Genomic DNA, 20,823 nt, shown 5'->3' with positions numbered 1-20,823 from the left:
TTTTCTCCTTTAGAAAATATGCACATAAATCATTAAGCTTAATTATTACGGGACTTTTGCGCTTAATACTATAGCAGCCCGTCTAAAGATTACGTTATTGAAGGAGGGCGAAGGTATTTAGGTTCTATATTATTCGTCAAATTTTCTTGACTACTAAGCAAATTAATGCCTATTTCGATAGCTCCTTTTAGTCTTGCTAATACAGGAGAATCTTCTACTCTCAGAAGTTCAATTTTATAATGTGCCTCTAGTAGCTCCACAATATCTGGAGTCAGTCCTTCTCCACAAAAACAAGTATTTTCAATTGATGATTGAGATTTAACAAATTCAGAAATTTTTGTAATTTTTTCTTCAGTGATTATGCGCCATCCAGAAGAATCCATCGCATAAGTGCACCATGCAATGTTCTCTCTCCCTGCAGGAATTAGCGAGCAAATTTGCTTGTTAATATGCCTCAAGGAGTATGCCGAAGTTTCAAGTGAGTTTACCCCAACTATCGGCAAGGAAGCTCCCATAGCCAAGCCTTGCCCAACTGCGATTCCCGTACGAATAGCACTAAATCCGCCTGGACCAATCGATACAACAATTCCGTTAAATTCAGATATGCGAGTTGACTCTAAGTCCATAAGCATTTTTATAGCTGGTAATAATTCTGCAGTATGGTTATTTTTGGAACCCCATATATGTACCCTCTGAATTTCACCATTTGCATATATGCAAACCGAACCAGTTTTGGTAGACGTATCGATTATCAGGTATTGATTATTTTTCATTTGGAAACACTTTTTGCGTTAAAGTTACAATCCACTGTTCGTAATAATGCCCTTTAGCTTTAACCTCAATTACCCGGCTTTCAGAGCCATTAACCCCCTGATAAAACTCAATTCTTATGTGATCATCGTCGAAAATAGCTTCGGCATTTTCATACCATTCAACTAAAACACTACTTTCGTCTAGCATTTCTTCAAACCCAAGGTCATGTGCTTCTAAGTTGCCACCTTCGACCCTATAAAGGTCAACGTGGTTAATTTTTATACGTCCTTGATATTGATTAACCAATATAAACGTCGGACTATGAGCGTAACCTTCAACGCCAGCACCCCAAGCAAATCCCTGAACGAATGTTGTTTTCCCCGAGCCTAACTCTCCGCTCAGCAAAAAGAGTTCGCCTTTATTCGCTAAAGCTCCCATTCTCGAACCCAAAGCCTGAGTTTCTTCAGGGCTATTAGAGTAAAATTTCACTTAAAGTGCTCCCAATTTAAATCACTTAATTCCATTTCAAAACCGGACGCGTCAAAAACAGTAACGCTTCCACGCTCGCCTTCGATAACCTTACCAATAATTGCAGCTTTTGGATGGCGATTCACAAAATCCTGAAGAGTATTTTTCGCTCCTACCAAAAGTAATTCGTAATCCTCTCCGCCATTCAAAGCCATTTCCTCTGCTTTCAATGGAAACTCTTTCTGTAATTCATCAGAAATAGGTACTAGGGAGGCCTGTATTTGCGTTGCTACACCAGAGGAGTGAGCTAATTTAGCGAGGTCAATCAGTAATCCATCGGACAAATCCATCATTGCATGAATTCCAAGTATTTTGGACAATTGAGCAAAATCTACGTTAACTTTGGGACGGCGTTGTTTTTCAATTAATCTCCTGCTAGCTTCCGTGTTAATTGCACTGCCCTGCTCCAGCAGCTGTAAGCCTCCTAGTGCATCGCCCAAAGACCCGGATACCGCAATTACATCTCCGATTTGTGCACCACTCCGCAAGATAGGTGTTTTTTCACAAGAACCAATCATAGTTACGCTTACAAAAAGGGCACGGGAAGCTACGATATCCCCTCCTAAAACCACAGTTCGGTATTCCTTGCATGCACTTAGTATTCCATCATAGAGAGAATCGAAATCTTCAAGCAACATATCTTCAGGTAAACCTAAAGTGACTAAGCCTCCCAAAGGAGTGGCCCCCATTGCGATGATGTCACTTAAATTTGTAACCCAACTCTTCCAGCCAATATCAAAAAAAGAAAAAGTACTTCTGCGAAAATGTACATCCTCTACCATTGAATCGGTAGTTGTAACCTGTATTCCCGAGACTTGCCATGCAGCAGCATCGTCCCCAATACCCGCAATTAGCTTAATTTCCGGCCGATGCTCTAGTTGACGAAGTTGAATGAAATTTTCAACCCGCTCAATTAAAGCATATTCACCTAAATCCGATACTGTAACCATCATAGTTATTATTCCAAATGAATCATAAAACAAAACTAGATTATAGAATGTTTTGTATTAGTCGGAATTTTATTGGAGTAATCATGAGCGAAGAAAATTTTTCGGAAACTGCATTACACAATATCTCTGTTAGTGATTCGACCAAAACTGTGGATCTAAGCAAAGTTTCAGATGTAATCATCAATTTATTAGAACAAGAATTGAATGAAAACGCCCTTGATCTTTTTGCTAGTTTCCATCCGGTAGACAAAGCTGAGATCTTAATCGAAATGCCAAGGCTATTGCAGTACAGTCTTCTAAAAACTCTAGAGGTGGAATCCATTAGAGAAATTCTTAGCACGCTTGACCCAAGCGAAGCAGCTTCAATTTACTCGCTGCTACCGGAAACTATCAATACTACAGTATTGAATGAACTATCTGCTGATGTCGCTACCGACATTTTACGAGCGTTACCCGAAGTAGATGCACAAGCAGCGTTGGACAAAATGGATCATGCTGAAGACGTTCTATCGCTGATCGTTTACCCCGATGATTCCGCTGGTGGATTAATGCTTCCTCCGTATAACGTAGTAAAGGCTACCAGAACCGCTGGTGTAGCTTTGGATGCACTAAGGCTAGCTTCCGAAGCAACAACGGATATCAATATTATGTTTGTAATTGACGATAATTTTCGTCCCGTTGGCTATCTCAGCATCAAAAAAATAGCATTAGCCCGTGCTAGCACGCCTATTCCCACACTTATGAAACCGATCCCTATAACTGTCAGCGTAAGCGCCGACCAGGAAGAATGCGTAAGAATCATCGAGCGATATGACCTTCAGTGCCTAGGTGTTACTAACCCATCAGGTCAATTAGTAGGCGTGATTGATTCTGAAGACTTACTTGATGTTGCTGAGGCTGAAGCCTCTGAAGATATGTTCAAGATCGCAGGGATGAGTACCGAAAAACCTCAGGCATCCATCTCCAAATCTTTGCGCGGACGAGCACCATGGCTAGTTATCAACTTAGCTACAACTTTTGCAGCGGCAGGAATAATTCAATTGTTCGAATCCACTATAGCTAAAGCCGCTGTACTCGCGGTTTTTCTTCCTGTAGTTGCAGGTCAAGGAGGAATAGGTGGAACTCAAACATTAACCTTGACCGTAAGAAGTATTGCCTTAGGTGAATTACCTGGGAACCGCGGGCGAAAATTACTTCTACATGAAGCAACCTTAGGTATATTGAATGGAATCTACCTTGGTTTGGTTGTAGCAATTATTTGCTCTTTGTGGATTGGAAATCCACTTATTGGATTGGTTCTTGGCGTAGCAATGTTTGGAAATATGGTGATAGCAGGAGTAGTAGGCGCAAGTATCCCATTAATACTTCGAAAAATAAGGCAAGACCCTGCAATCTCCTCTGCGGTTGTAGTAACAACCTTTACAGATATAGTGGGATTCTTACTTTTCCTAGGACTGGCTTCGTTGATAATAAATAATGCCAGTACTTAAGCATTGATAAAACTATTTTTACAGCTGTGTTAGAATCTACTAACATTATTCTAATTTAATGGAGGCGGTTGTATATGCTCCGGATTCGTCTACGTAGAGTCGGTAAGAAAAAAAGGCCAAGCTACAGAATTGTAGTTGCGGACGTGCGTGCCCCTCGAGACGGAAATTTCGTGGATCAAGTTGGGCATTACGACCCTCTTACTAATCCTCCTACAGTAGTGTTAGACCAAGACAAAACTAAACACTGGTTGAGTGTTGGAGCGCAGCCGTCAGAGACGGTAGGACGTATTCTGCAGTCCCAAGGGCTGGTAGAAAAAGCCGGTTAAATATGAAAGAATTGGTCGAATACATCGCAAAAGCAATTGCAAGCCATCCAGAAGACGTAAAAGTTACGGAAGAAGAAGAGGATGGCCAGATATACATACGCCTTGAGGTTCATGAAGATGACAAAGGCAAAGTAATAGGCCGCCAAGGTCGAGTCGCGCAAGCGATGCGCGTTCTTGTTAGAGTTGCCGCAGTGAAAGAAGACACGCGCGCCAATCTAGAAATCGTATAGATCTCCTTTTTAGCATTAATTCTTGATAAACAAAGATTCCACAAAAGTAATTGTTGGCAAAGTGGTAAGTCCTCACGGGATTAAAGGACAAATAAGAATTGAAACCGATTCCGACAATCCAAATCGGTTTCAAATAAATGCGTCCATTAGTATTGCAGATCAAGCATTTACCGTCACAAATTCACAGGAAATCAGCCCAAAGTACCTCCTGCTGTCCCTTGAAGGTGTAACCACTAGGCAAAAAGCAAGTGACTTACAAGGTTCCGCGATTTCCGTAGAAACTGCTGCAATCCCCAAACTGCCAATTGATACTTATTACCATTACCAATTAATAGGAATGAGCGTACTGGATGAGAATAGCGTTCTACTAGGTAACATTTCGGAGATATTGAATACTGGAGCTAATGATGTGTACGTAGTGACAGATGATAAGAACGAGCTTTTAATACCCGCTGTCGCGAATGTAATTCTTATGGTCGATGTAAACACAAACATGATGAAAATTTCACTGCCGGAAGGCCTTGAATGGCGAAGCAATGTGCCCAAAAAACTTAAATCTAAAAAAACAAAAGCAAAATTAACCAAAAAAATTTAATATACTAATCAACCATTAAGGTACTGATTGTAATCTGTAAAATTTAGAACAAAGGGGTTTTAAATGTCCGGTCATTCAAAATGGTCAACAATCAAACACAAAAAAGCAGCACTTGATGCCAAAAAAGGTGCTCTATTTACTAAAATTGCGAGAGATATTGCAGTAGCGGCTAGAGAAGGTGGAAGTGGAGACCCTGACATGAATTTCCGTCTTCGTTTGATGATAGATAAAGCCCGAGCAGCGAACATGCCTGCTGACAACGTCGATAGAGCTGTAAAAAAAGGACTTGGGATAGGAAGTGACGGCTCTGTATTTGAAGAAATCGTGTATGAAGGCTACTCCCCAGGAGGTGCAGCAATAATGGTTAAGGCCCTGACTGATAACAGGAACAGGACCGCGTCAAATATTCGCACCGTCTTCAGTCGAGGTGGGGGCAACCTTGGCGAAGCAGGTTCGGTAGCTTGGATGTTTGAAAGTAAATCCTTGGTCAGCGTTGAAGGATTAACTGATGAGCAATCTGAAAATCTTGCCCTATCTGCCATCGATGCAGGTGCGGAAGATTTCAAAATTGACAGTGGACTCTTAGAAATAACCGGAGAGCCTTCCGCGCTTGAGTCAATAATAAGTGTAATAAAAGAATCTGGATTAGAGCTTCTACAAGCACATGTAACCATGATTCCCAATGCTATTGTGCAATTAGAGAATGCACATGCGACTCAAGCACTCCGTCTATTAGACAATATCGAAGAGCTTGAGGACATTCAGCAAGTTTTCACAAATGCAGATTTCAGTGAAGAAGCGCTAGAAAAGTACGGCAATATGTGACTCCGACAGATTCCCCGATCAGTAGCTTAACCATAAAATGAGTCATATATGATTGGCTTAGGGAACAAGATGCGGATACTTGGGGTAGATCCTGGAACTAAGATTTTGGGTTACTGCGTAATAGACCAAAATAACGAGGCGCTTCAATGTTTGACTTGGGGTGTAGTAAAAGGTGGGCCCTCAAAAGAAGTCGCCAACCGTCTCGGAATATTATATTCAGGATTGCACGATATCATTGAAGAATGGAAACCAGACGTCCTCGCAATTGAAGAGCCTTTCGTTGCGCCTACTCGTGGTGCTAAGTCCGCGGTTACAGTAGGTCAGGCTCAATCAATTGCTTTACTTTTAGCTGTTCAAAATGAAATGTCCATATACCGTTACGCTCCGACAAATGTAAAAAGTACAGTCGCAAATTACGGCGCGGGGTCCAAGCTGCAAGTACAACATTCTGTACGGGTTTTGCTAGGACTAGGGGAAGAAGAAATGCCTGAAGACGCATCTGATGCTATTGCTATAGCACTCTGTCATATTTACCAAAACCGTTACAGGCAATTAGTGGAGCGCAATTGAGTATCATTTCAGGGATTGAAGGAATCATTGAATCAAAGTCTGCCGATTCGGTACTTATACGAGTAGGGAATGGGTTTATCTTACAAGCAAATGTTCCCGCAACTAATATCAAAGCCTTACCTGATATTGGAGAAAATGTAAAACTCCTGACACACTTAGTCGTCAGAGAAGACGATCTTCAATTGTATGGATTCACAACCGAGCAGGGCAAAAAGCTTTTCCAAATGCTCATTGGTGTCAGCCAGGTTGGGCCGAAGGCAGCCTTAGCAGTGTTAAGTGCACTCGAACCTTCTGCATTAGCTAGTTCAATTATTTCAAGCGATGCGACTTCAATTTCGAGAGCCCAAGGAGTAGGCAAAAGAACTGCAGAACGAATAATTCTTGAATTAAAAGAAAAGCTAGAAAAAGAAATAGAAATTCCGCTTTCCTCAATTCCTCAAGAAGCGCGCGTGGAAACCGATGCAGCTTTGCAATGGCTAATGGCACTAGGTTACTCCGGAATTGAAGCAAGGCAAGCTCTGTCCGTTGAGCGCGATCCTAATCTTCCTAATGATGAACGTGTCAAACGTGCGCTCCAAAGAATGGGCTCATCGCAATAATATCTTACAGTGAGTAAGCAATGACATTTGAATTTCCATACGATGACTGGGCTGGTATTTATGATGAAGTTTACGCGGAATTAACCCATGATATCCCTTTCTACGTTAGTCAGGCACAATCCACAGGTGGACCTGTACTTGAATTAGGTGCTGGCACTGGTCGAATCAGTATCCCTATAGCTTCCCAAGGTATTGATGTGGTAGGGATTGATGTATCTCCTAAGATGATTGAACTCGCCAATAGTAAAGCCGCTAAACTCGGATTATCTACTACGTGTATATTTCAGACTGGAGATATACTTGATTTAGAACTTGCTGAACGTTTCGCGCTAATAATTTTACCTTATCGTTCTTTCCAAAGCGTTCTTAATCCTGTGGATCAAAAGAAAGCTTTAAACAATATCCGCAAACATCTGATTGCTGATGGTTTACTTGTAATGGATACCTTCAACCCTGATATCGAACAATTAGCCGATAAGCATAGCGTCGACACCCCGATCCATCTGATGGACGTAAGTCGCAAAGAAGGGGGCACTATAGTTGTCTGGGGTATGAATGAATGGGATCAACTCACGCAAATCAATGATATCAGGCTAATTATTGAGTACCTCGATGAAGAGGGAGTAGTTAATAAAAGAATTTATAGGGATTATCCCCAACGATATTCTTTCCAATATGAAATGGAACATTTATTTGCTTTATCTGGGCTATCCATCCTTGAGGTATATGGTGATTTTGACTTGGGACCTGTAACAAATGATTCAGATGACTTAATCTGGGTCGCTAAGTCAACTTAGCTTTCAATACCAAATACTGTCCTTCCAGCCCTAGGTTCAAAAAAGGAATCTTGCGATACAAACCCCATATTGCGATCACTGGTAAAAGCTAATTTGATAGCCCACAGGGATAGAGTTTGTATCCCTTGCTTATTTTCTATTTCGCTCATTGAAAAATACCCGGCATCAATTGTTTCTTCGCCATCGAAACGAGGTTCTCCTGATAAATGTTTCAACCTAAATACCACATATAAGTTCGGAGATGACAAGCCATTTAGATTAGCTGAATGCCGAAATCCAATAACTTTCTCGACATTAGCCTTAATTCCAGCTTCTTCAAATACTTCTCGCTCAACTGCTGATGCTATCTCTTCATCGTCCTCCACATACCCACCTGGTATTTGCCAATTACCACGTCCAGGTTCAAGTCCTCGTTGAATCAATAATGCTCGTCCTTCATGTATTACTACTGCACCACATCCAATCGAGACATCCGTGAAATGAAAGTATCCACACCCAGGTGAGTCACATGCAGGACGCTGCTTACCGCCTTCGTATTTGTTTGAAAGTAATGATCCGCAACGAGGGCAATAAATTGGAAGGCTCATGCTGCCTCAGAAAAAAGAATTGGTGGACCTGGGGGGATTCGAACCCCCGACCTCCTCAATGCCATTGAGGCGCGCTCCCAACTGCGCCACAGGCCCACACATGTCGAGGATAGCATTGTGCTATACATACGAACAACTAAAACGAGTTTTTCTACAGATCAGGCCTCTGCAAATGCCAATCTGTTCGATTTTGAAATTCCAAGCCAAATTGAAATAACAAATTTTCTGCAAACGGTTGTCCAGCAATTTGAATACTTACAGGCATTCCATCTCCAGTGAAACCACAAGGTATCGCCATCGCAGGTACACCAGACAAATTAAATGGGCTCCTATGGGACCTAAGCCCAAAAAATTGACTAATGACTGCTTCCTTCGAAGTAAGATTGGTCTCATTTGCTATTAATGGAGCCCCCCCAGCTTGAGCAGGAGTAACAATCACGTCAAACTGATGTAATGCCGACATGACATCCCTTCGCATTAACATTCTGAATCTACTTAGCTTCGTATACATGGCCCCAGAGATTAAACTAGCAGCCATGAGCCTTCTTCTCGTCGCAAAATCATAATCATTTGGCTGCTCCCGCAACCAATGCCTATGAGTATGAGCAGCTTCTACATCCGATAAGGTATTCGCAATCAAACCTCCCTGTTCAAATAGGGGCAACGATGCATCCTCTACCAATGCCCCTGCATCTCTAAATACGTCCATAGCAGTATTAAATGCATCGATCACATGTTCACTAGCCATACCGTTATCTAGGCTTTCACGCACAATTCCAATTCGAAGTCCTTTTAATCCCAGCGTATGATCAAAAGGGAGAACGGTTCTTTTTGAAGTATAAATATCCTTCGGATCATTACCAGCAATCGCATAATGGAAAATTGCAGCGTCCTTTACTGTTTTGGTCATCGGTCCAATAGTGTCCATAAACCAAGCCATAGGGAAGGCACCATAGCGGCTTACGGCACCCCAAGTTGGGCGCAGGCCTACAATCCCACACCATGCAGCTGGGCCACGAATAGATCCTGCAGTATCTCCCCCCAGTGCTGCCGAACATAATGACGCGGCAACTGCAACAGCGGACCCGCTACTTGACTGACCAGCTTGGCGAGTTATATCCCAAGGATTTTTCGGAACTCCAAAAGGATGCTGGATATTTCCTCCGAGTGCATACTCACTTAAATTTAATTTCCCTAGGAAAATAGCCCCTGCATCTCTTAGGCGTGCAACTACGGTCGCATCCTCGGTAGAGATCTTGTCGTAAATGTTACCTCCAAGTGTCGTTCGCATTCCTTTGACGTGGAACTGATCCTTAACTGCTACAGGCAAACCATGAATGGGGCTTCTAATTAATCCATGGCTAAGTTCTTTTTCCGCAATACGAGCCGCGTTCATTGCACCTTCATAATCGACAGTAATATAGGCATTCAAGTGCGAATATTTTTCTATCCGAGCCAAGTAAGCCTGTGTGATCTCAACAGGAGAAAGATCGCCCTTTGTGATCATTGAAGACAAATCCATAGCCGATTGAAGTGTTAATTCATCGAGGCTCATCGTTTTCCTCCGTCAACCAAAATACAAAAGCAGGCTCCATTAAATCTGCATCCGGATCCTCTAATCCGCTAATTGCTTGGTTTATAGCATTGACTCGATTGGTAATCTCATCCAAATCAATTGCATCCATAGGATGAAGATCTAGTGCTTGTAGCTGAGAGAGTATTTCTTCATGGGTTAAGTCGCGCATGGCACCTCCAATGGTAGTTCCTCTTATTTTGAATTGATAGCAGTACCTTGTTATGTTTGGTATGGTATTCGTCTAGGGAGGGATCGCATAGTGGCCTAGTGCGCCCGCCTGCTAAGCGGGTTGGGGGTGATGAGCTCCCTCGCGGGTTCGAATCCCGCTCCCTCCGCCAGTAAAATCAAAAGCGTATAAGTAAAGCGATGAGAACATATGACTAGTTACCATATTTGGACCGTTGGTTGCCAAATGAACAAGGCAGATTCTGAGCGCATGGGCGCTGGGCTAGAGCAACTTGGTCTCCAATGGTCACAAGATCCAAAAGATGCAGATGTCATTGTCCTTAATAGTTGCGTTGTACGGCAACAAGCAGAAGAACGGGTTGTTGGAATGCTAACTTCTTTGAAGCCTTGGAAACAACGATTCCCCGATAAAACTCTTGCGCTCATGGGTTGTATGGTTGGTCCCAAAAAAGATGATCTCTTAAAACGATACCCCTACGTTGATCTCTTTATGCAACCGCAGCAATTTGAACCTTTAATTGAGCTAGTAGGGGATAAAGTTGGAGTAGATCCTGATGGCTGCGTTGGTCCCTTCGTTCCAGGAAGCCCTTCAGTGACTACGCATGTCCCAATAATTCATGGATGCGACAAATTCTGCACATTCTGCATCATCCCTTATCGCAGAGGCCGAGAAATATCCAGAAGCACCAATGAATTAGTGCAAGAATGCAAAATGCTTGTTGCACGTGGAGTGAAAGAGGTGACTCTTTTAGGACAAAATGTGGATTCTTATGGGCACGACTTTGAGGAACCATCCGATTTAGCCAATCTGCTGCAATCAATACACGATGATGTCCCAGAATTGTCTCGAATCCGCTTTCTCACTTCACATCCTAACGATATGAGCGACAAAATTATTGATGCAGTAGCCCGATTACCTCATGTTATGGAAAATATTAATCTTCCATTCCAAGCAGGGAACGATGAAGTACTACGTAACATGAAAAGAGGATATACAAACGCTCAATACAGAGAATTAATCTCCAAAGTAAGGTCAACTGTACCGGAAGTCGCGATAGTTACTGATTTAATAGTTGGTTTCCCCGGGGAAACTGAAGAGCAATTCGAAGATTCCGTACAACTAATACAAGATTTGCGTTTCGATAAAGTACATGTTGCTATGTACTCCACGCGACCAAACACGTTCGCCCAAAGAAAAATGGTTGACGATGTAACGCAAGAAGAAAAGCACCGACGATTGAAAGTAATCGAAGCAACTCAAGAAACAATCCTAAGCGAGATAAATGCATCCTATTTTGGTTCTGTCGAGGAAATTTTGGTTGACGGCCACAACAAAGGTAGGTGGCAAGGAAGAACCAGGACGGACAAATTAGTTTTCTTTGAAAGTGAAGATGCCAAGCTAGGTCAACTACGCAAAGTAAGAATCACTAAAACCACGCCATGGTCATTGAGCGGCTCATTACTCACCGCAAATCCCTAATTGTGTAATATTTCACAATAATGATTGCACATACAGTACAATCATTTCATGCTTCATTTATGGCACGGTACAATTCAGCTTATAAACATGGCGTTATCAGAAGATGAAGTAGCGTACGATCCCACCTCTTCTTTAATGCCGGATGATCTAATGAGCGAAGCTCTTTTAATGGCTAAATCTAATGGAGTGCTAGCCGGCTTAGAAGTTGCACTTCAAGTGTTCCGTCAAGTAGACCCCACTCTTGAATTCGATACTTACTTAAAGGATGGTTCGCTACTGACTAAAGGCACTTATATTGCTTCGATAAGAGGCAAAATGCAAAGCATTTTACGTGCAGAGCGCACTGCTTTAAATTTCATTCAACGTATGAGTGGAATAGCTACAGCAACAAATGAATTTGTTACTAAAGTCCAAGGTCTTAACGCGCAAGTTATTGATACTAGGAAAACAGTACCGGGCTGGAGGCTCTTAGATAAATATTCAGTACGCATGGGTGGTGGGCACAATCACCGAATGAGTACGGGTGACGGCATACTTATAAAAGATAATCATATCGCTGCGATGGCTACACGTGGCGAAGCTATGACTCAGTTGATTCAACGAGCGAAAGTAGATGCAGCGCATACTATTCGAATAGAAGTAGAGTGCGATACTCTAGAACAAGTCAAGGAAGCAGTTGAAGCAGGCGCTGATATCATATTGTTCGACAACATGACAGCTGAGCAAATGCACGAAGCTGTAGAAATCTGCAAAGGTAAAGCTCTGACCGAGGCATCAGGCGGAATAACTATCGATAATGTCCGAGAAGTAGCCGAAACAGGTGTAGACCTACTCTCTACTGGATCGATCACGCATTCAGTTAAAGCCCTAGATATTAGCCTTGAAGTCCGACCTCAATAGTTCGAGCTTCATGTTAACTAGCTGTTCTTAGCAACCGGAAAATTTCATCTAGATTAATCTCTGCAAGTGAATTGACCAGGATATCTGCGTGGCTTATATCCATGCTTTTTGTCACAGGGTTAGGAACGGCAATGCATCGAATGCCTGCAGCCTGAGCAGCTTTCACTCCATTAGGTGAATCTTCAATAGCAAACACTTGGTTAGGAGGAACGTCCAATTTCGAAACTGCAAGCAGGTATAAAGCAGGGTCCGGCTTAGATAATTCCACGTCCTCACGAGTACACATCACACTAAAGTATTTTGATAACCCTAGACGATCCAAATGACCTTTAACCCAAGGAAATGTAGAACTGGATGCTATACCCAATTGCAGTCCAAATTCTGACGCTTCCACGATAAGATCCACTACTCCCTCCCTAGCTGGCAACTTACCAGTATCATTATGGTGATGATTTCGGGCTCGCTCTCTAATCATTTCTCGGTTAACCTTGCGGCCAAGTTGAAGTTCAAGGTAATCAAAAAGAACATCTCGATGGCCCGTGCCACCAATTACGTTGGCCCAGACTTTAAGTGTTAATTCGAGACCAAATTCAGCAAAAATTGCAGAATAGGATTCAAAAATGGGCTCCTCGGTCTCTACAATTAATCCATCGAAATCAAAAACTATTGCCTTGAAGGGGATATCCATAGGAAACATATGTAAGCCATTTTCTTCCAATGGTCAAGGCTATTTTTATTATTAAGGAGTTATATTTCTCTATGTCTAAAAATTTATCACTTGAAGAATTCGCTGCTTGGGCACGTTCTGTGGGGCTAAATGTCTCAACTGAACACCTTGCAATTCTTATGCCTGAAGTAGAACTAATGCTGCAAAGGATAGAAGCGTTACAGCAAATTGATGTAACGGAAATACCCATCGAGCATGCCATAGGGGGGGTGTAATGAACTCCATCATCGAAGCCTCAAGCTCGGAAATCGCAAATGGCATCGTAAAAAAGGCATTTTCCTCTGAGGAAGTTGTTAGTGCATTTATCACACATGCTGACGAGTATGAATCCTCTATAGGTGCTTTCATAACTCGCACGACGGAGCAAGCCATTGAAGAAGCAAGAAAAGCAGATTCTTTACTTGCATCTGGTAAATCTCTCGGCCCATTGCACGGCGTTCCATTTGGGATTAAAGATATTTTTTGGGAAAAAAATTCTATCACCACGTCAGGTAGTGCGCTTGATGCTGCATTTGTACCAAAAGAAGATGCAACGTCAGTGAGGCTTATCAAACAGTCTGGAGGTGTAGTACTAGGCAAAACAAATACTGTAGAACTTGCCTTCGATCCTACAGGACGTAATGCAACATATGGCATGCCCAACAATCCTTGGAAAATTGATCGTATGCCTGGCGGTTCGTCAAGCGGGACAGGTGCTGGTATTGCAGCAGGATTTTTCCCCATGGGATTGGGTTCAGACACTGGTGGTTCTATTCGTATTCCATCATCGCTATGCGGCATTTCAGGAATCAAGCCCACTTTTGGGTTAATTAGCCGCTTTGGAATCACTCCGCTATCCCACTCCCTAGATACTGCTGGGCCAATGGCTCGTACCGTAGAAGACCTAGCAATATGCTTGAATGTTTTGGCTCAGCATGACCCCAAAGACCCGTTCTCAAGGCCACATACCACTGTTGACTACACCAGTTCGCTGCACAACGGAGTAAAAGAATTCAAAATTGGAGTGCCCAAGGAATATGTTTGGGATCCGATTGATCCAGAAACTGCTTCGTCTGTTTCAACGGCTATAAAAGTTTTAGAAGATTTGGGTGCTGAAATAGTCGAAGTTTCGATTCCAGAACTAGATTGGACGCCGTTGATTGCAGTGAGTATCACTACGGCCGAAGCTGCCATGGCACATCGTAATCGAGTAATTGAGCATGGCAGTGAAATGGATCAATCAGTCCGCAGGCGATTTGAATCCGGAATGTTCATTTCTGCAACTACATATGCACATGCACAGCGAGCGCGACTTAAATACGCAAGTGCATTAGCGAAAATATACGAAAAAGTCGATATCCTTGCTATGCCAACCGTCGCAGCACCTGCCCCAGTACAGCAAGCTGAAGTATTAACGTTAGGCAATTCAAATATAGCAGTGCGAGATGCTTTTTTACGACTCACAAGAATATTCAACCTGAGTCGTACCCCTGCGATTTCGATACCCTGCGGCTTTTCTGCTGAAGGTCTACCCATTGGACTTATGCTAGGAAGCGCAGCCTTCGAAGATAGTAAAGCTTTACAAGCAGGCCAAGCTTACCAGAGTGTCACTAAATGGCATCGACAGATGCCTAAAATTCAACAGGCTCAGTAATGGACGTGAATAATGACAAAAAATCTAGATGAATTGATAAATGAAGTGGCGCTTGCAAGTAGGATGCTCTATGAAATGGGACTTGCAGACGCATCCACCATTGAAAGAGGACATGTCAGCCTACGATTACCGGAAAATCCTGACCAGTTTATTATAAAAGCCCTCGGCCCTTCACTCTCCCAAACATACCCCGGTCATATGGTTATCGTAAATGTTGATGGTTACAAAGTTGGTGGCCCAAAAGAAAATAATCTGCCTAATGAAGTAAAAATGCACTCATGCCTACTTCGTGATCGCCCGGAAATAAATTCAATCGTTCACGTTCATCCCAGATACACTGTTCTAATGAGTGTTCTAGAGGCGCAGTTACAAGCAATGTGCATTGAAGGAATGCCACTGTTCAGCAAACCAATTCCAATGTTTGAGAGTCCACGACTAATCATTAATGAAAAGGATGGACTCGAAGTATCGCAAATCATGGGTGAGCATAGCGCGATTCTATTGCAAGGGCACGGAGCTGCAACTGCTGGCGCTGATATGGAAGACGCCATGGTAAATATGCTACATCTGGAAGAGCAAGCCCGAATGAATTACTTAGCATACTGTGCAGTAGGTTCTAACCATCAATCTTTGACTAAAGATCAGCAAATGGATTTTGTAGCGAATATGCGCACTATGGCCGAAGCTGAGCATTTAAACCCAGAATTGGCTGCAACGCCGCGTAAGCCTGGTGGCATATGGAAGCATTACGCAGCAAAAGCTAGCCTTAAGACTTAAGACTAGGCACTAAGGATTTAAAGTATTCATAAGCATGTGAAGCGCGTTTAGACCAATCAGGACCAAAACGAGCTACGTATTCCTCAGTTAGAGGAGTCGGATTGCCTACAATTGCTGCAATTACTTGAATCATGGCAGCGCGCTCTAAGTAAATAGTATTTGAAACAGATTCGTCCATAGACCCTCCTACCACTACAACACCATGGCCGCGCAAAAGAGCTGCTCCTCGATCACCCAAAGTTTGAGCTACTTGCTGACCAAGCTCAGTAGTCGTAATTAAATCCGGTTTCTCAAAAATTGGTGTCTCAGGTGCAAATGGTACAGCCTGGTTATACAAAGCCTTGATAGGTACATTACCAGCTCCAATACCTGTAGCAACTAATTGATGCGTATGGACTACAGAATTTACATCTGGGCGTTCTCGCATGATTGCAGCATGTAAGGCAGTTTCCCGAGGGGGAACAGGTGCGTCAATAACTCTACCTTTTTGATCATCAGGAACCCACTGGGCATCTCCTACTGCAAGGTATTCGTCAATGTCTACCCCAACAATATCTTCCGCCTTAATCTGATTATGTGCCCTTAGAACAGGCTTGATGTACAAAGTATTGGTACCTGGGACCCTTGCGCTAATGTGGCCATGAAAATCAACTAACCCCTGATGATCCAATACATGCGAACTTTCAGCAACTTGCCTCTTCAATTCATTGATATCGTTTTCAGATGCCATAATTCCCCCGCTCATTATTATTAATTCCCTCTACGTCACGCTTAACAGGTTTTTTTGCCAATGCCAGCAGCAATGCTGCCAATGAAAAAGTAACCATAGAACTATAAAAAACCATCGTATATGAACCAGTCTGCTCGCGCAGCAGGGCCATGAAATATGGGCCTAAGGCTAACCCGACAAGTAAAGCTGTTTGTACAACTCCAGATATAGCTCCGTACGATCTCCGTCCGTAATAATTCGCAATCAAAAGCATTAAAATAGAACCCTCTCCACGTGCAGCAATACCTAAGATTGAACCATATGCAACCGCTGCAACAGGGTGTGAAACAAATTGAAACCCAAAAGCTAAAACGACTCCTAGAAGCATTGTGAAGATACCTAATATACGTTCAGAAATGTGCTCTGCCAAGAATCCCCATAAAGTATTCGCAAAGGCGCCTGATATTGCAAACATGCTAACTGCAGCTACTGCAATGCCTGGAGCTAAGCCTTGCTGCTCATAGTATTGAGGCATGTGGAAAGGAAGACCACCACCACCATAATTTGTCAAAATTATTGATGCCAAAATCAATCCCAGCGCTGGTGTTCGAATCGCTTCTTTAAAGGTCCAAGAGTCTGCTAATTCTCTTGCAGTCCGCTCTTCCGCTTCTGTGGAGGAAATTACTTTATCTCCATCAGGAAGCAATCCCATTTCTTCAGGTGTCCTGCGTAAAATTAGCGCATTTGGTACTACAAGAAGAATCAAAATTGCAATACCAAATAGTACCCATACCCAACGCCACGTAAGACCTGCATCAATTATCAATAATGCTGCTGGAGCCAATGCAAAGGTTCCTACGGGATGGGCGGTTCCTGTAAGCCCAATGGCTCTGCCCCGCATCCTACGAAACCAATTAACAACCATAACTCTTGGTACGATTCCCGCTATCAAATTCTGCGCAATACCTCTAGAGGATGCATACCCAGCAATTAAAAAAAATACATTAGGTGAAGCAGCAATAACGAAAAAGGACAATGCCATCCAACCCGATCCCAGAGTCATAAGCACTCTGGGGCTATATCGGTCAGCTAAAAACCCTATAAATGGGGCTGTAACACCTGCTAGTATTCCTCCAGCCGTAACTGAAAACGCTATTGATGTTTTGGACCAGCCTGTCGCTTCATTTATTGGTTCTACAAGTAAACCGACAAAAACTTGGCTAGTTGGCCCCGCAAAAAAACCTGTAAGCAATATAACTGCAAGAATGTACCATCCGTAGAAAACTCGGTGCTCCCGATTATCTTGCTCTGGTAAAGCTTGCATCCGTTGCCTCTCTTTCAACTTCTGACAGAAAATCGGCATACGGTGCACGTTCTAAATGCAAGGCGTGAGTTTCAGGATCACACGCCTCGCCTACCCAAATCTCCCCATCTGAAAAATGTTCCTTTTTCCAAACAGGTACAACATGTTTAATTCGATCTACTACATAAAGGCCCGCAAGGTAAGCCTCTTGACGATGGGCCGCTCCTGTAGCAACGGCGAGGCTTACTTCCCCAATTTCTAAACGCCCAAAACGATGGTGCGCCGAAATTGCAGCCACTCCAAATTTGATGACGGTTTCATGTAATATGCTGCCAATCACTTTCAAAGCCATTCGCTGGTCAGCTTCGTATTCTAAAAACTGTACCTGCCTACCATTAGTATTATCTCGAGTGGTACCTTCAAATGTCACAATGGCTCCGTTGTAACTCCGGCGTACAGAATCTGTCAGTACCCCCAGATTTACCGGTTCGACTCCTACTTTTACGTCAATACCACCGCTTACAGGTGGGTACAAAGCAATATCATCGGCATCATTCAGTGGATATGAGTAATTAGCAAATTCTTCGTTTACAGCAATTAAATGTGGATGGAAGCTAGCTGGCAACGCTGGAATTGTTTTTACCAGTTCTTCTACAGCATCCGCTACAACAGACCCTTCGCGTAGGGAAATATTGATCCTACTCACACCTGCTTGCTCTCTATATGACGCATACAATCTAATTAGTACTTGCATGTACCCATTGTATAGGAAATTGACAACAGTATCTGGAATCCATCCAACGACTCTGATAGAACACTACTTATGAGCACGCATAAATTTTCAAACCTGCGTAAATCAACCTTGTTTGAGCATGCAAGATTAAAAAGCGAGGCGTTGAATGCCCCTTTAGCAACACGTATGCGCCCTCGCGTTTTTGATGAATACATTGGGCAAAAACATCTGCTTGATCAAAATCGCTTATTGAAAAGAGCGATTGAGGAAGACCAAGTTCCATCGATGATACTCTGGGGACCGCCAGGAGTAGGAAAAACCACGCTAGCACGAATAATAGCAAGCGCCACCAAGATGCATTTTATTTCTGCATCAGCAGTTACCTCAGGAGTCTCTGAATTACGAGAAGCTATTGCTGAAGCTCGTGAAATTCGTTCCATGAAGGATTTGGGTACCATTCTCTTCATCGATGAGGTCCATCGATTCAATAAAGCTCAACAGGACGCTATATTGCCGCATGTCGAATCCGGAACTTTCATTTTTATCGGCGCTACCACAGAAAACCCATCTTTTGAAGTTATTCCAGCTTTATTATCTCGAACTCGAGTAATCAAACTCGAGCCTCTTCAAGACGATGAGATATCATTGCTCCTAGATAAGGCTTTACTTGATAAGGAACGAGGCTTAGGCAATCAAAAGATTTCACTTACCAATGAAGCCCGCAGGCTAGTGATTAATTTTTCGAATGGTGATGCACGCAAGGCCTTAAACTGCCTTGAAATTGCCGCCAAAATTGCAGAGCCTTCCTCAAATGGAGTGTCTTCAATTGAGAAAGTAACAATAGAAGAGGCTTTTCAGCAGAAAACACCTGCGTACGACAAAGCGGGCGATCAGCATTACGAAACAATTTCTGCTTTCATAAAATCTATTCGTGCAAGCGACCCAAATGCGACCATCTATTGGCTCGTCAGAATGCTTGAGTCCGGTGAAGATCCCATGTTTATTGCAAGGCGCTTGGTTATATCTGCGTCAGAAGACATAGGAAATGCAGATCCAAACGCACTGCCAATTGCTATCGCAGCCCAACAGGCTCTTAACTTCATCGGTCTACCAGAAGGTGCAATTCCATTGGCTCAAGCAAGTATTTATCTGGCAACTACATATAAAAGCAATGCTTCATATTTAGCATTAAAGAACGCACAAAATGAAATCCAGGCAGGAAAGTTATACCCAGTTCCCTTGCATTTAAGAAATGCCTCTACTGCTTTGATGCAAAATCTTGGTTATGGTAAGGACTATCGATATTCACATAATTACGAAGGGCATTTTTCCGGGCAAGCCAACTTACCGGAAGAGATAGCCAATAAAAAATTTTATCAGCCTTCTGATCAGGGCTACGAGGAAGTTATTCGCAAGCGCTTAGCAAGTTGGTGGGAAAACCGAAGCCCGAACGAAACTTAGGGCAAATCTACGATTTTGCCAAAGTTTCAACAATTGATAAAGCCTCATCCACATCTTCAGAGTTAATACCGTAATGCGTTACAAATCTCACCCAATTGAACCGACCGTTTGCTAAAACTCCTAGATTTCGAAGCCTCGAAGCGAAGGCAGGACCATCCCCGTCATCAAGCTCAACATACACAATATTTGTTTCAATTGTTGAAGGATCAATACTAAATCCGGAAATTGATGCAAGACCCTCCGCCAATCTTTGAGCATTTAGATGATCATCAGCCAATCGATCAACCATAGTTTCCAGTGCTACTAGACCTGCCGCGGCAAGCACGCCCGCTTGTCGCATTCCTCCTCCAAGCATCTTGCGTACGCGCCGAGCCCGATGAATAAACGCCTCATCTCCTACAACAACAGAACCTACTGGTGCAGCCAACCCTTTTGACAAGCAAAAGGTCACTGAGTCGGCCACGCTCGCCAATTCACTTGGAGGAGTACTTAAGGCTACAGACGCATTAAGGATACGGGCTCCATCAATATGAACTGCTAAGGAACGGGCACGGGCTACTTCGGCCAATGGCTCCATTTCTTCCTTAGAATAGGCTGCTCCGTTACCTCGATTATGTGTATTTTCCAACACCAAAAGGGAAGTGTTGGGAAACCATCCGTTTGGAGAAATAGTGCTGTCTACTAAATCAGGGTCCATCAATCCCCGTTTCCCATCAGGAACTGCCCTCATCTGAATGCCACCAAATGCGGCGATTGAGCCCATTTCATTAACTAGTAAATGAGCCTCTGCCCCGCAAATAAGTTCCTCTCCGCGATCACACCAAGATAATGCTGAAACAATATTTCCCATTGAACCGCTAGCAACAAATAAGCCTTTTTCTTTGCCCATTAACTCTGCAGACACTTGTTCCAAACGGTTAACCGAAGGGTCTTCTCCATAGACATCGTCGCCCACTTCGGCCTCTGCCATGGCACGGCGCATCTCAGGAGTAGGTTTTGTCAAAGTATCGCTTCTGAGATCAATAATATTGGCTTGTATTTCGCTCACTTCATCACCTATAAGTCATATATCCATCTATATCACTACC

25 protein-coding genes and 2 tRNA genes are annotated in these 20,823 nt (G+C 43.1%); 15 read left to right on the top strand and 12 right to left on the bottom strand.

Annotated elements, in window-relative coordinates; translation table 11 throughout:
• Positions 1-89 precede the first annotated feature (89 nt).
• Genes tsaB through thiL form a run of 3 tightly spaced genes read right to left on the bottom strand, consistent with a single transcriptional unit; the run spans position 90 to position 2,264 of the window.
• Positions 90-773 carry a tRNA (adenosine(37)-N6)-threonylcarbamoyltransferase complex dimerization subunit type 1 TsaB gene (gene tsaB, locus MK127_00625; GenBank protein MCH2531307.1) on the bottom strand — a complete coding sequence of 228 codons (684 nt, stop codon included), beginning with the start codon at positions 771-773 and terminating at the stop codon, positions 90-92.
• Entirely contained in the window at positions 763-1,242 is a 480-nt protein-coding gene (gene tsaE, locus MK127_00620) for a tRNA (adenosine(37)-N6)-threonylcarbamoyltransferase complex ATPase subunit type 1 TsaE (GenBank protein ID MCH2531306.1), read from the bottom strand. Before tsaE ends, tsaB begins: the two co-directional genes overlap by 11 nt.
• Positions 1,239-2,264 (bottom strand): thiamine-phosphate kinase, encoded by a 1,026-nt coding sequence (gene thiL, locus MK127_00615; protein MCH2531305.1) that lies wholly within the window; start codon positions 2,262-2,264, stop codon positions 1,239-1,241. The genes tsaE and thiL overlap by 4 nt, the downstream gene beginning before the upstream one ends.
• 50 nt (positions 2,265-2,314) lie before the next feature.
• Between thiL and mgtE the strand changes: the two genes are divergently transcribed.
• From mgtE to MK127_00575, 8 genes are all read left to right on the top strand, one after another.
• Complete coding sequence (gene mgtE / locus MK127_00610) at positions 2,315-3,721, top strand: magnesium transporter (GenBank protein ID MCH2531304.1); 1,407 nt, start codon at positions 2,315-2,317, stop codon at positions 3,719-3,721.
• Positions 3,722-3,795: 74 nt separating this feature from the next.
• A complete protein-coding gene (rpsP, locus tag MK127_00605; GenBank protein MCH2531303.1) occupies positions 3,796-4,047 on the top strand; it encodes a 30S ribosomal protein S16 in 252 nt (83 codons plus the stop codon).
• 2 nt (positions 4,048-4,049) lie between these two features.
• Entirely contained in the window at positions 4,050-4,277 is a 228-nt protein-coding gene (locus MK127_00600) for a KH domain-containing protein (GenBank protein ID MCH2531302.1), read from the top strand.
• Positions 4,278-4,299: 22 nt separating this feature from the next.
• Positions 4,300-4,872, top strand: coding sequence for a ribosome maturation factor RimM (gene rimM / locus MK127_00595; GenBank protein MCH2531301.1), 573 nt, complete (start codon positions 4,300-4,302; stop codon positions 4,870-4,872).
• A 63-nt stretch (positions 4,873-4,935) separates the two neighbouring features.
• On the top strand, positions 4,936-5,697 hold the full coding sequence (locus MK127_00590; protein MCH2531300.1) for a YebC/PmpR family DNA-binding transcriptional regulator: 762 nt from the start codon (positions 4,936-4,938) through the stop codon (positions 5,695-5,697).
• Positions 5,698-5,745: 48 nt separating this feature from the next.
• On the top strand, positions 5,746-6,267 hold the full coding sequence (ruvC, locus tag MK127_00585; protein MCH2531299.1) for a crossover junction endodeoxyribonuclease RuvC: 522 nt from the start codon (positions 5,746-5,748) through the stop codon (positions 6,265-6,267).
• Positions 6,264-6,866 carry a Holliday junction branch migration protein RuvA gene (ruvA, locus tag MK127_00580; GenBank protein ID MCH2531298.1) on the top strand — a complete coding sequence of 201 codons (603 nt, stop codon included), beginning with the start codon at positions 6,264-6,266 and terminating at the stop codon, positions 6,864-6,866. Before ruvC ends, ruvA begins: the two co-directional genes overlap by 4 nt.
• Positions 6,867-6,886: 20 nt before the next feature.
• Positions 6,887-7,663, top strand: a complete 777-nt coding sequence (locus tag MK127_00575) for a class I SAM-dependent methyltransferase (GenBank protein MCH2531297.1) — start codon at positions 6,887-6,889, stop codon at positions 7,661-7,663.
• On the opposite strand, the gene MK127_00570 is transcribed toward MK127_00575, so the two are convergent.
• The 4 genes from MK127_00570 to MK127_00555 form a co-directional block, all read right to left on the bottom strand.
• Complete coding sequence (locus MK127_00570) at positions 7,660-8,250, bottom strand: NUDIX domain-containing protein (GenBank protein ID MCH2531296.1); 591 nt, start codon at positions 8,248-8,250, stop codon at positions 7,660-7,662. The two genes, MK127_00575 and MK127_00570, sit on opposite strands and share 4 nt — an antisense overlap.
• A gap of 20 nt (positions 8,251-8,270) precedes the next feature.
• Positions 8,271-8,346 (bottom strand) — tRNA-Ala (locus MK127_00565).
• Positions 8,347-8,401: 55 nt separating this feature from the next.
• Entirely contained in the window at positions 8,402-9,805 is a 1,404-nt protein-coding gene (locus MK127_00560) for an amidase (GenBank protein MCH2531295.1), read from the bottom strand.
• Positions 9,792-9,995: a hypothetical protein gene (locus tag MK127_00555; protein MCH2531294.1), complete on the bottom strand. Its 204-nt coding sequence runs from the start codon at positions 9,993-9,995 to the stop codon at positions 9,792-9,794. The genes MK127_00560 and MK127_00555 overlap by 14 nt, the downstream gene beginning before the upstream one ends.
• Positions 9,996-10,071: 76 nt before the next feature.
• Between MK127_00555 and MK127_00550 the strand changes: the two genes are divergently transcribed.
• The 3 genes from MK127_00550 (at position 10,072) to nadC (ending at position 12,392) form a co-directional block, all read left to right on the top strand.
• Positions 10,072-10,164 (top strand) — tRNA-Ser (locus MK127_00550).
• A gap of 38 nt (positions 10,165-10,202) precedes the next feature.
• Positions 10,203-11,492 carry a tRNA (N6-isopentenyl adenosine(37)-C2)-methylthiotransferase MiaB gene (gene miaB / locus MK127_00545; GenBank protein MCH2531293.1) on the top strand — a complete coding sequence of 430 codons (1,290 nt, stop codon included), beginning with the start codon at positions 10,203-10,205 and terminating at the stop codon, positions 11,490-11,492.
• Positions 11,493-11,540: 48 nt separating this feature from the next.
• Positions 11,541-12,392 carry a carboxylating nicotinate-nucleotide diphosphorylase gene (nadC, locus tag MK127_00540; protein ID MCH2531292.1) on the top strand — a complete coding sequence of 284 codons (852 nt, stop codon included), beginning with the start codon at positions 11,541-11,543 and terminating at the stop codon, positions 12,390-12,392.
• Positions 12,393-12,405: 13 nt separating this feature from the next.
• Here the strand turns inward: nadC and MK127_00535 are convergent, their stop codons facing one another.
• Positions 12,406-13,110, bottom strand: coding sequence for an HAD family hydrolase (locus MK127_00535; GenBank protein ID MCH2531291.1), 705 nt, complete (start codon positions 13,108-13,110; stop codon positions 12,406-12,408).
• Positions 13,111-13,151: 41 nt separating this feature from the next.
• Here MK127_00535 and MK127_00530 point away from each other — a divergent pair, with 41 nt between their 5' ends.
• Genes MK127_00530 through MK127_00520 form a run of 3 tightly spaced genes read left to right on the top strand, consistent with a single transcriptional unit; the run spans position 13,152 to position 15,529 of the window.
• A complete protein-coding gene (locus MK127_00530) occupies positions 13,152-13,334 on the top strand; it encodes a hypothetical protein (GenBank protein MCH2531290.1) in 183 nt (60 codons plus the stop codon).
• Complete coding sequence (locus MK127_00525; protein ID MCH2531289.1) at positions 13,334-14,752, top strand: amidase; 1,419 nt, start codon at positions 13,334-13,336, stop codon at positions 14,750-14,752. The genes MK127_00530 and MK127_00525 overlap by 1 nt, the downstream gene beginning before the upstream one ends.
• A 12-nt stretch (positions 14,753-14,764) precedes the next feature.
• Positions 14,765-15,529, top strand: coding sequence for a class II aldolase/adducin family protein (locus tag MK127_00520; protein MCH2531288.1), 765 nt, complete (start codon positions 14,765-14,767; stop codon positions 15,527-15,529).
• Here the strand turns inward: MK127_00520 and MK127_00515 are convergent.
• From MK127_00515 to MK127_00505, 3 genes are read right to left on the bottom strand one after another with little or no spacing between them, the layout of a single operon-like run.
• Complete coding sequence (locus MK127_00515; GenBank protein ID MCH2531287.1) at positions 15,519-16,259, bottom strand: class II aldolase/adducin family protein; 741 nt, start codon at positions 16,257-16,259, stop codon at positions 15,519-15,521. The genes MK127_00520 and MK127_00515 overlap by 11 nt on opposite strands.
• A complete protein-coding gene (locus tag MK127_00510; protein ID MCH2531286.1) occupies positions 16,249-17,562 on the bottom strand; it encodes an MFS transporter in 1,314 nt (437 codons plus the stop codon). Before MK127_00510 ends, MK127_00515 begins: the two co-directional genes overlap by 11 nt.
• The gene (locus MK127_00505; GenBank protein MCH2531285.1) at positions 17,537-18,295 is read right to left on the bottom strand and encodes a molybdenum cofactor biosynthesis protein MoaE; all 759 of its coding nucleotides are present in this window, start codon (positions 18,293-18,295) and stop codon (positions 17,537-17,539) included. Before MK127_00505 ends, MK127_00510 begins: the two co-directional genes overlap by 26 nt.
• 69 nt (positions 18,296-18,364) lie before the next feature.
• Between MK127_00505 and MK127_00500 the strand changes: the two genes are divergently transcribed.
• Positions 18,365-19,735: a replication-associated recombination protein A gene (locus tag MK127_00500; protein ID MCH2531284.1), complete on the top strand. Its 1,371-nt coding sequence runs from the start codon at positions 18,365-18,367 to the stop codon at positions 19,733-19,735.
• Positions 19,736-19,742: 7 nt separating this feature from the next.
• Here MK127_00500 and ltaE read toward each other — a convergent pair whose 3' ends face one another.
• The gene (ltaE, locus tag MK127_00495; GenBank protein ID MCH2531283.1) at positions 19,743-20,762 is read right to left on the bottom strand and encodes a low-specificity L-threonine aldolase; all 1,020 of its coding nucleotides are present in this window, start codon (positions 20,760-20,762) and stop codon (positions 19,743-19,745) included.
• Positions 20,763-20,823 lie beyond the last annotated feature (61 nt).

This window comes from Dehalococcoidia bacterium (genome assembly GCA_022449765.1).
GTDB lineage: Bacteria > Chloroflexota > Dehalococcoidia > Lucifugimonadales > Australimonadaceae > UBA2963.
The sequence above is the reverse complement of the archived record's forward strand: the minus strand, read 5'-3'. Positions and strand labels throughout refer to the sequence as shown.

Excerpts from the sequence above, each read along its gene's own strand:
- tsaB (MCH2531307.1), bottom strand. The coding sequence starts at position 773 with ATGAAAAATAATCAATACCTGATAATCGATACGTCTACCAAAACTGGT.
- mgtE (MCH2531304.1), top strand. The coding sequence starts at position 2,315 with ATGAGCGAAGAAAATTTTTCGGAAACTGCATTACACAATATCTCTGTT.
- rpsP (MCH2531303.1), top strand. The coding sequence starts at position 3,796 with ATGCTCCGGATTCGTCTACGTAGAGTCGGTAAGAAAAAAAGGCCAAGC.
- MK127_00600 (MCH2531302.1), top strand. The coding sequence starts at position 4,050 with ATGAAAGAATTGGTCGAATACATCGCAAAAGCAATTGCAAGCCATCCA.
- MK127_00590 (MCH2531300.1), top strand. The coding sequence starts at position 4,936 with ATGTCCGGTCATTCAAAATGGTCAACAATCAAACACAAAAAAGCAGCA.
- ruvC (MCH2531299.1), top strand. The coding sequence starts at position 5,746 with ATGATTGGCTTAGGGAACAAGATGCGGATACTTGGGGTAGATCCTGGA.
- MK127_00575 (MCH2531297.1), top strand. The coding sequence starts at position 6,887 with ATGACATTTGAATTTCCATACGATGACTGGGCTGGTATTTATGATGAA.
- MK127_00570 (MCH2531296.1), bottom strand. The coding sequence starts at position 8,250 with ATGAGCCTTCCAATTTATTGCCCTCGTTGCGGATCATTACTTTCAAAC.
- MK127_00560 (MCH2531295.1), bottom strand. The coding sequence starts at position 9,805 with ATGAGCCTCGATGAATTAACACTTCAATCGGCTATGGATTTGTCTTCA.
- MK127_00555 (MCH2531294.1), bottom strand. The coding sequence starts at position 9,995 with ATGCGCGACTTAACCCATGAAGAAATACTCTCTCAGCTACAAGCACTA.
- miaB (MCH2531293.1), top strand. The coding sequence starts at position 10,203 with ATGACTAGTTACCATATTTGGACCGTTGGTTGCCAAATGAACAAGGCA.
- nadC (MCH2531292.1), top strand. The coding sequence starts at position 11,541 with ATGCTTCATTTATGGCACGGTACAATTCAGCTTATAAACATGGCGTTA.
- MK127_00530 (MCH2531290.1), top strand. The coding sequence starts at position 13,152 with ATGTCTAAAAATTTATCACTTGAAGAATTCGCTGCTTGGGCACGTTCT.
- MK127_00525 (MCH2531289.1), top strand. The coding sequence starts at position 13,334 with ATGAACTCCATCATCGAAGCCTCAAGCTCGGAAATCGCAAATGGCATC.
- MK127_00520 (MCH2531288.1), top strand. The coding sequence starts at position 14,765 with ATGACAAAAAATCTAGATGAATTGATAAATGAAGTGGCGCTTGCAAGT.
- MK127_00515 (MCH2531287.1), bottom strand. The coding sequence starts at position 16,259 with ATGGCATCTGAAAACGATATCAATGAATTGAAGAGGCAAGTTGCTGAA.
- MK127_00510 (MCH2531286.1), bottom strand. The coding sequence starts at position 17,562 with ATGCAAGCTTTACCAGAGCAAGATAATCGGGAGCACCGAGTTTTCTAC.
- MK127_00505 (MCH2531285.1), bottom strand. The coding sequence starts at position 18,295 with ATGCAAGTACTAATTAGATTGTATGCGTCATATAGAGAGCAAGCAGGT.
- MK127_00500 (MCH2531284.1), top strand. The coding sequence starts at position 18,365 with ATGAGCACGCATAAATTTTCAAACCTGCGTAAATCAACCTTGTTTGAG.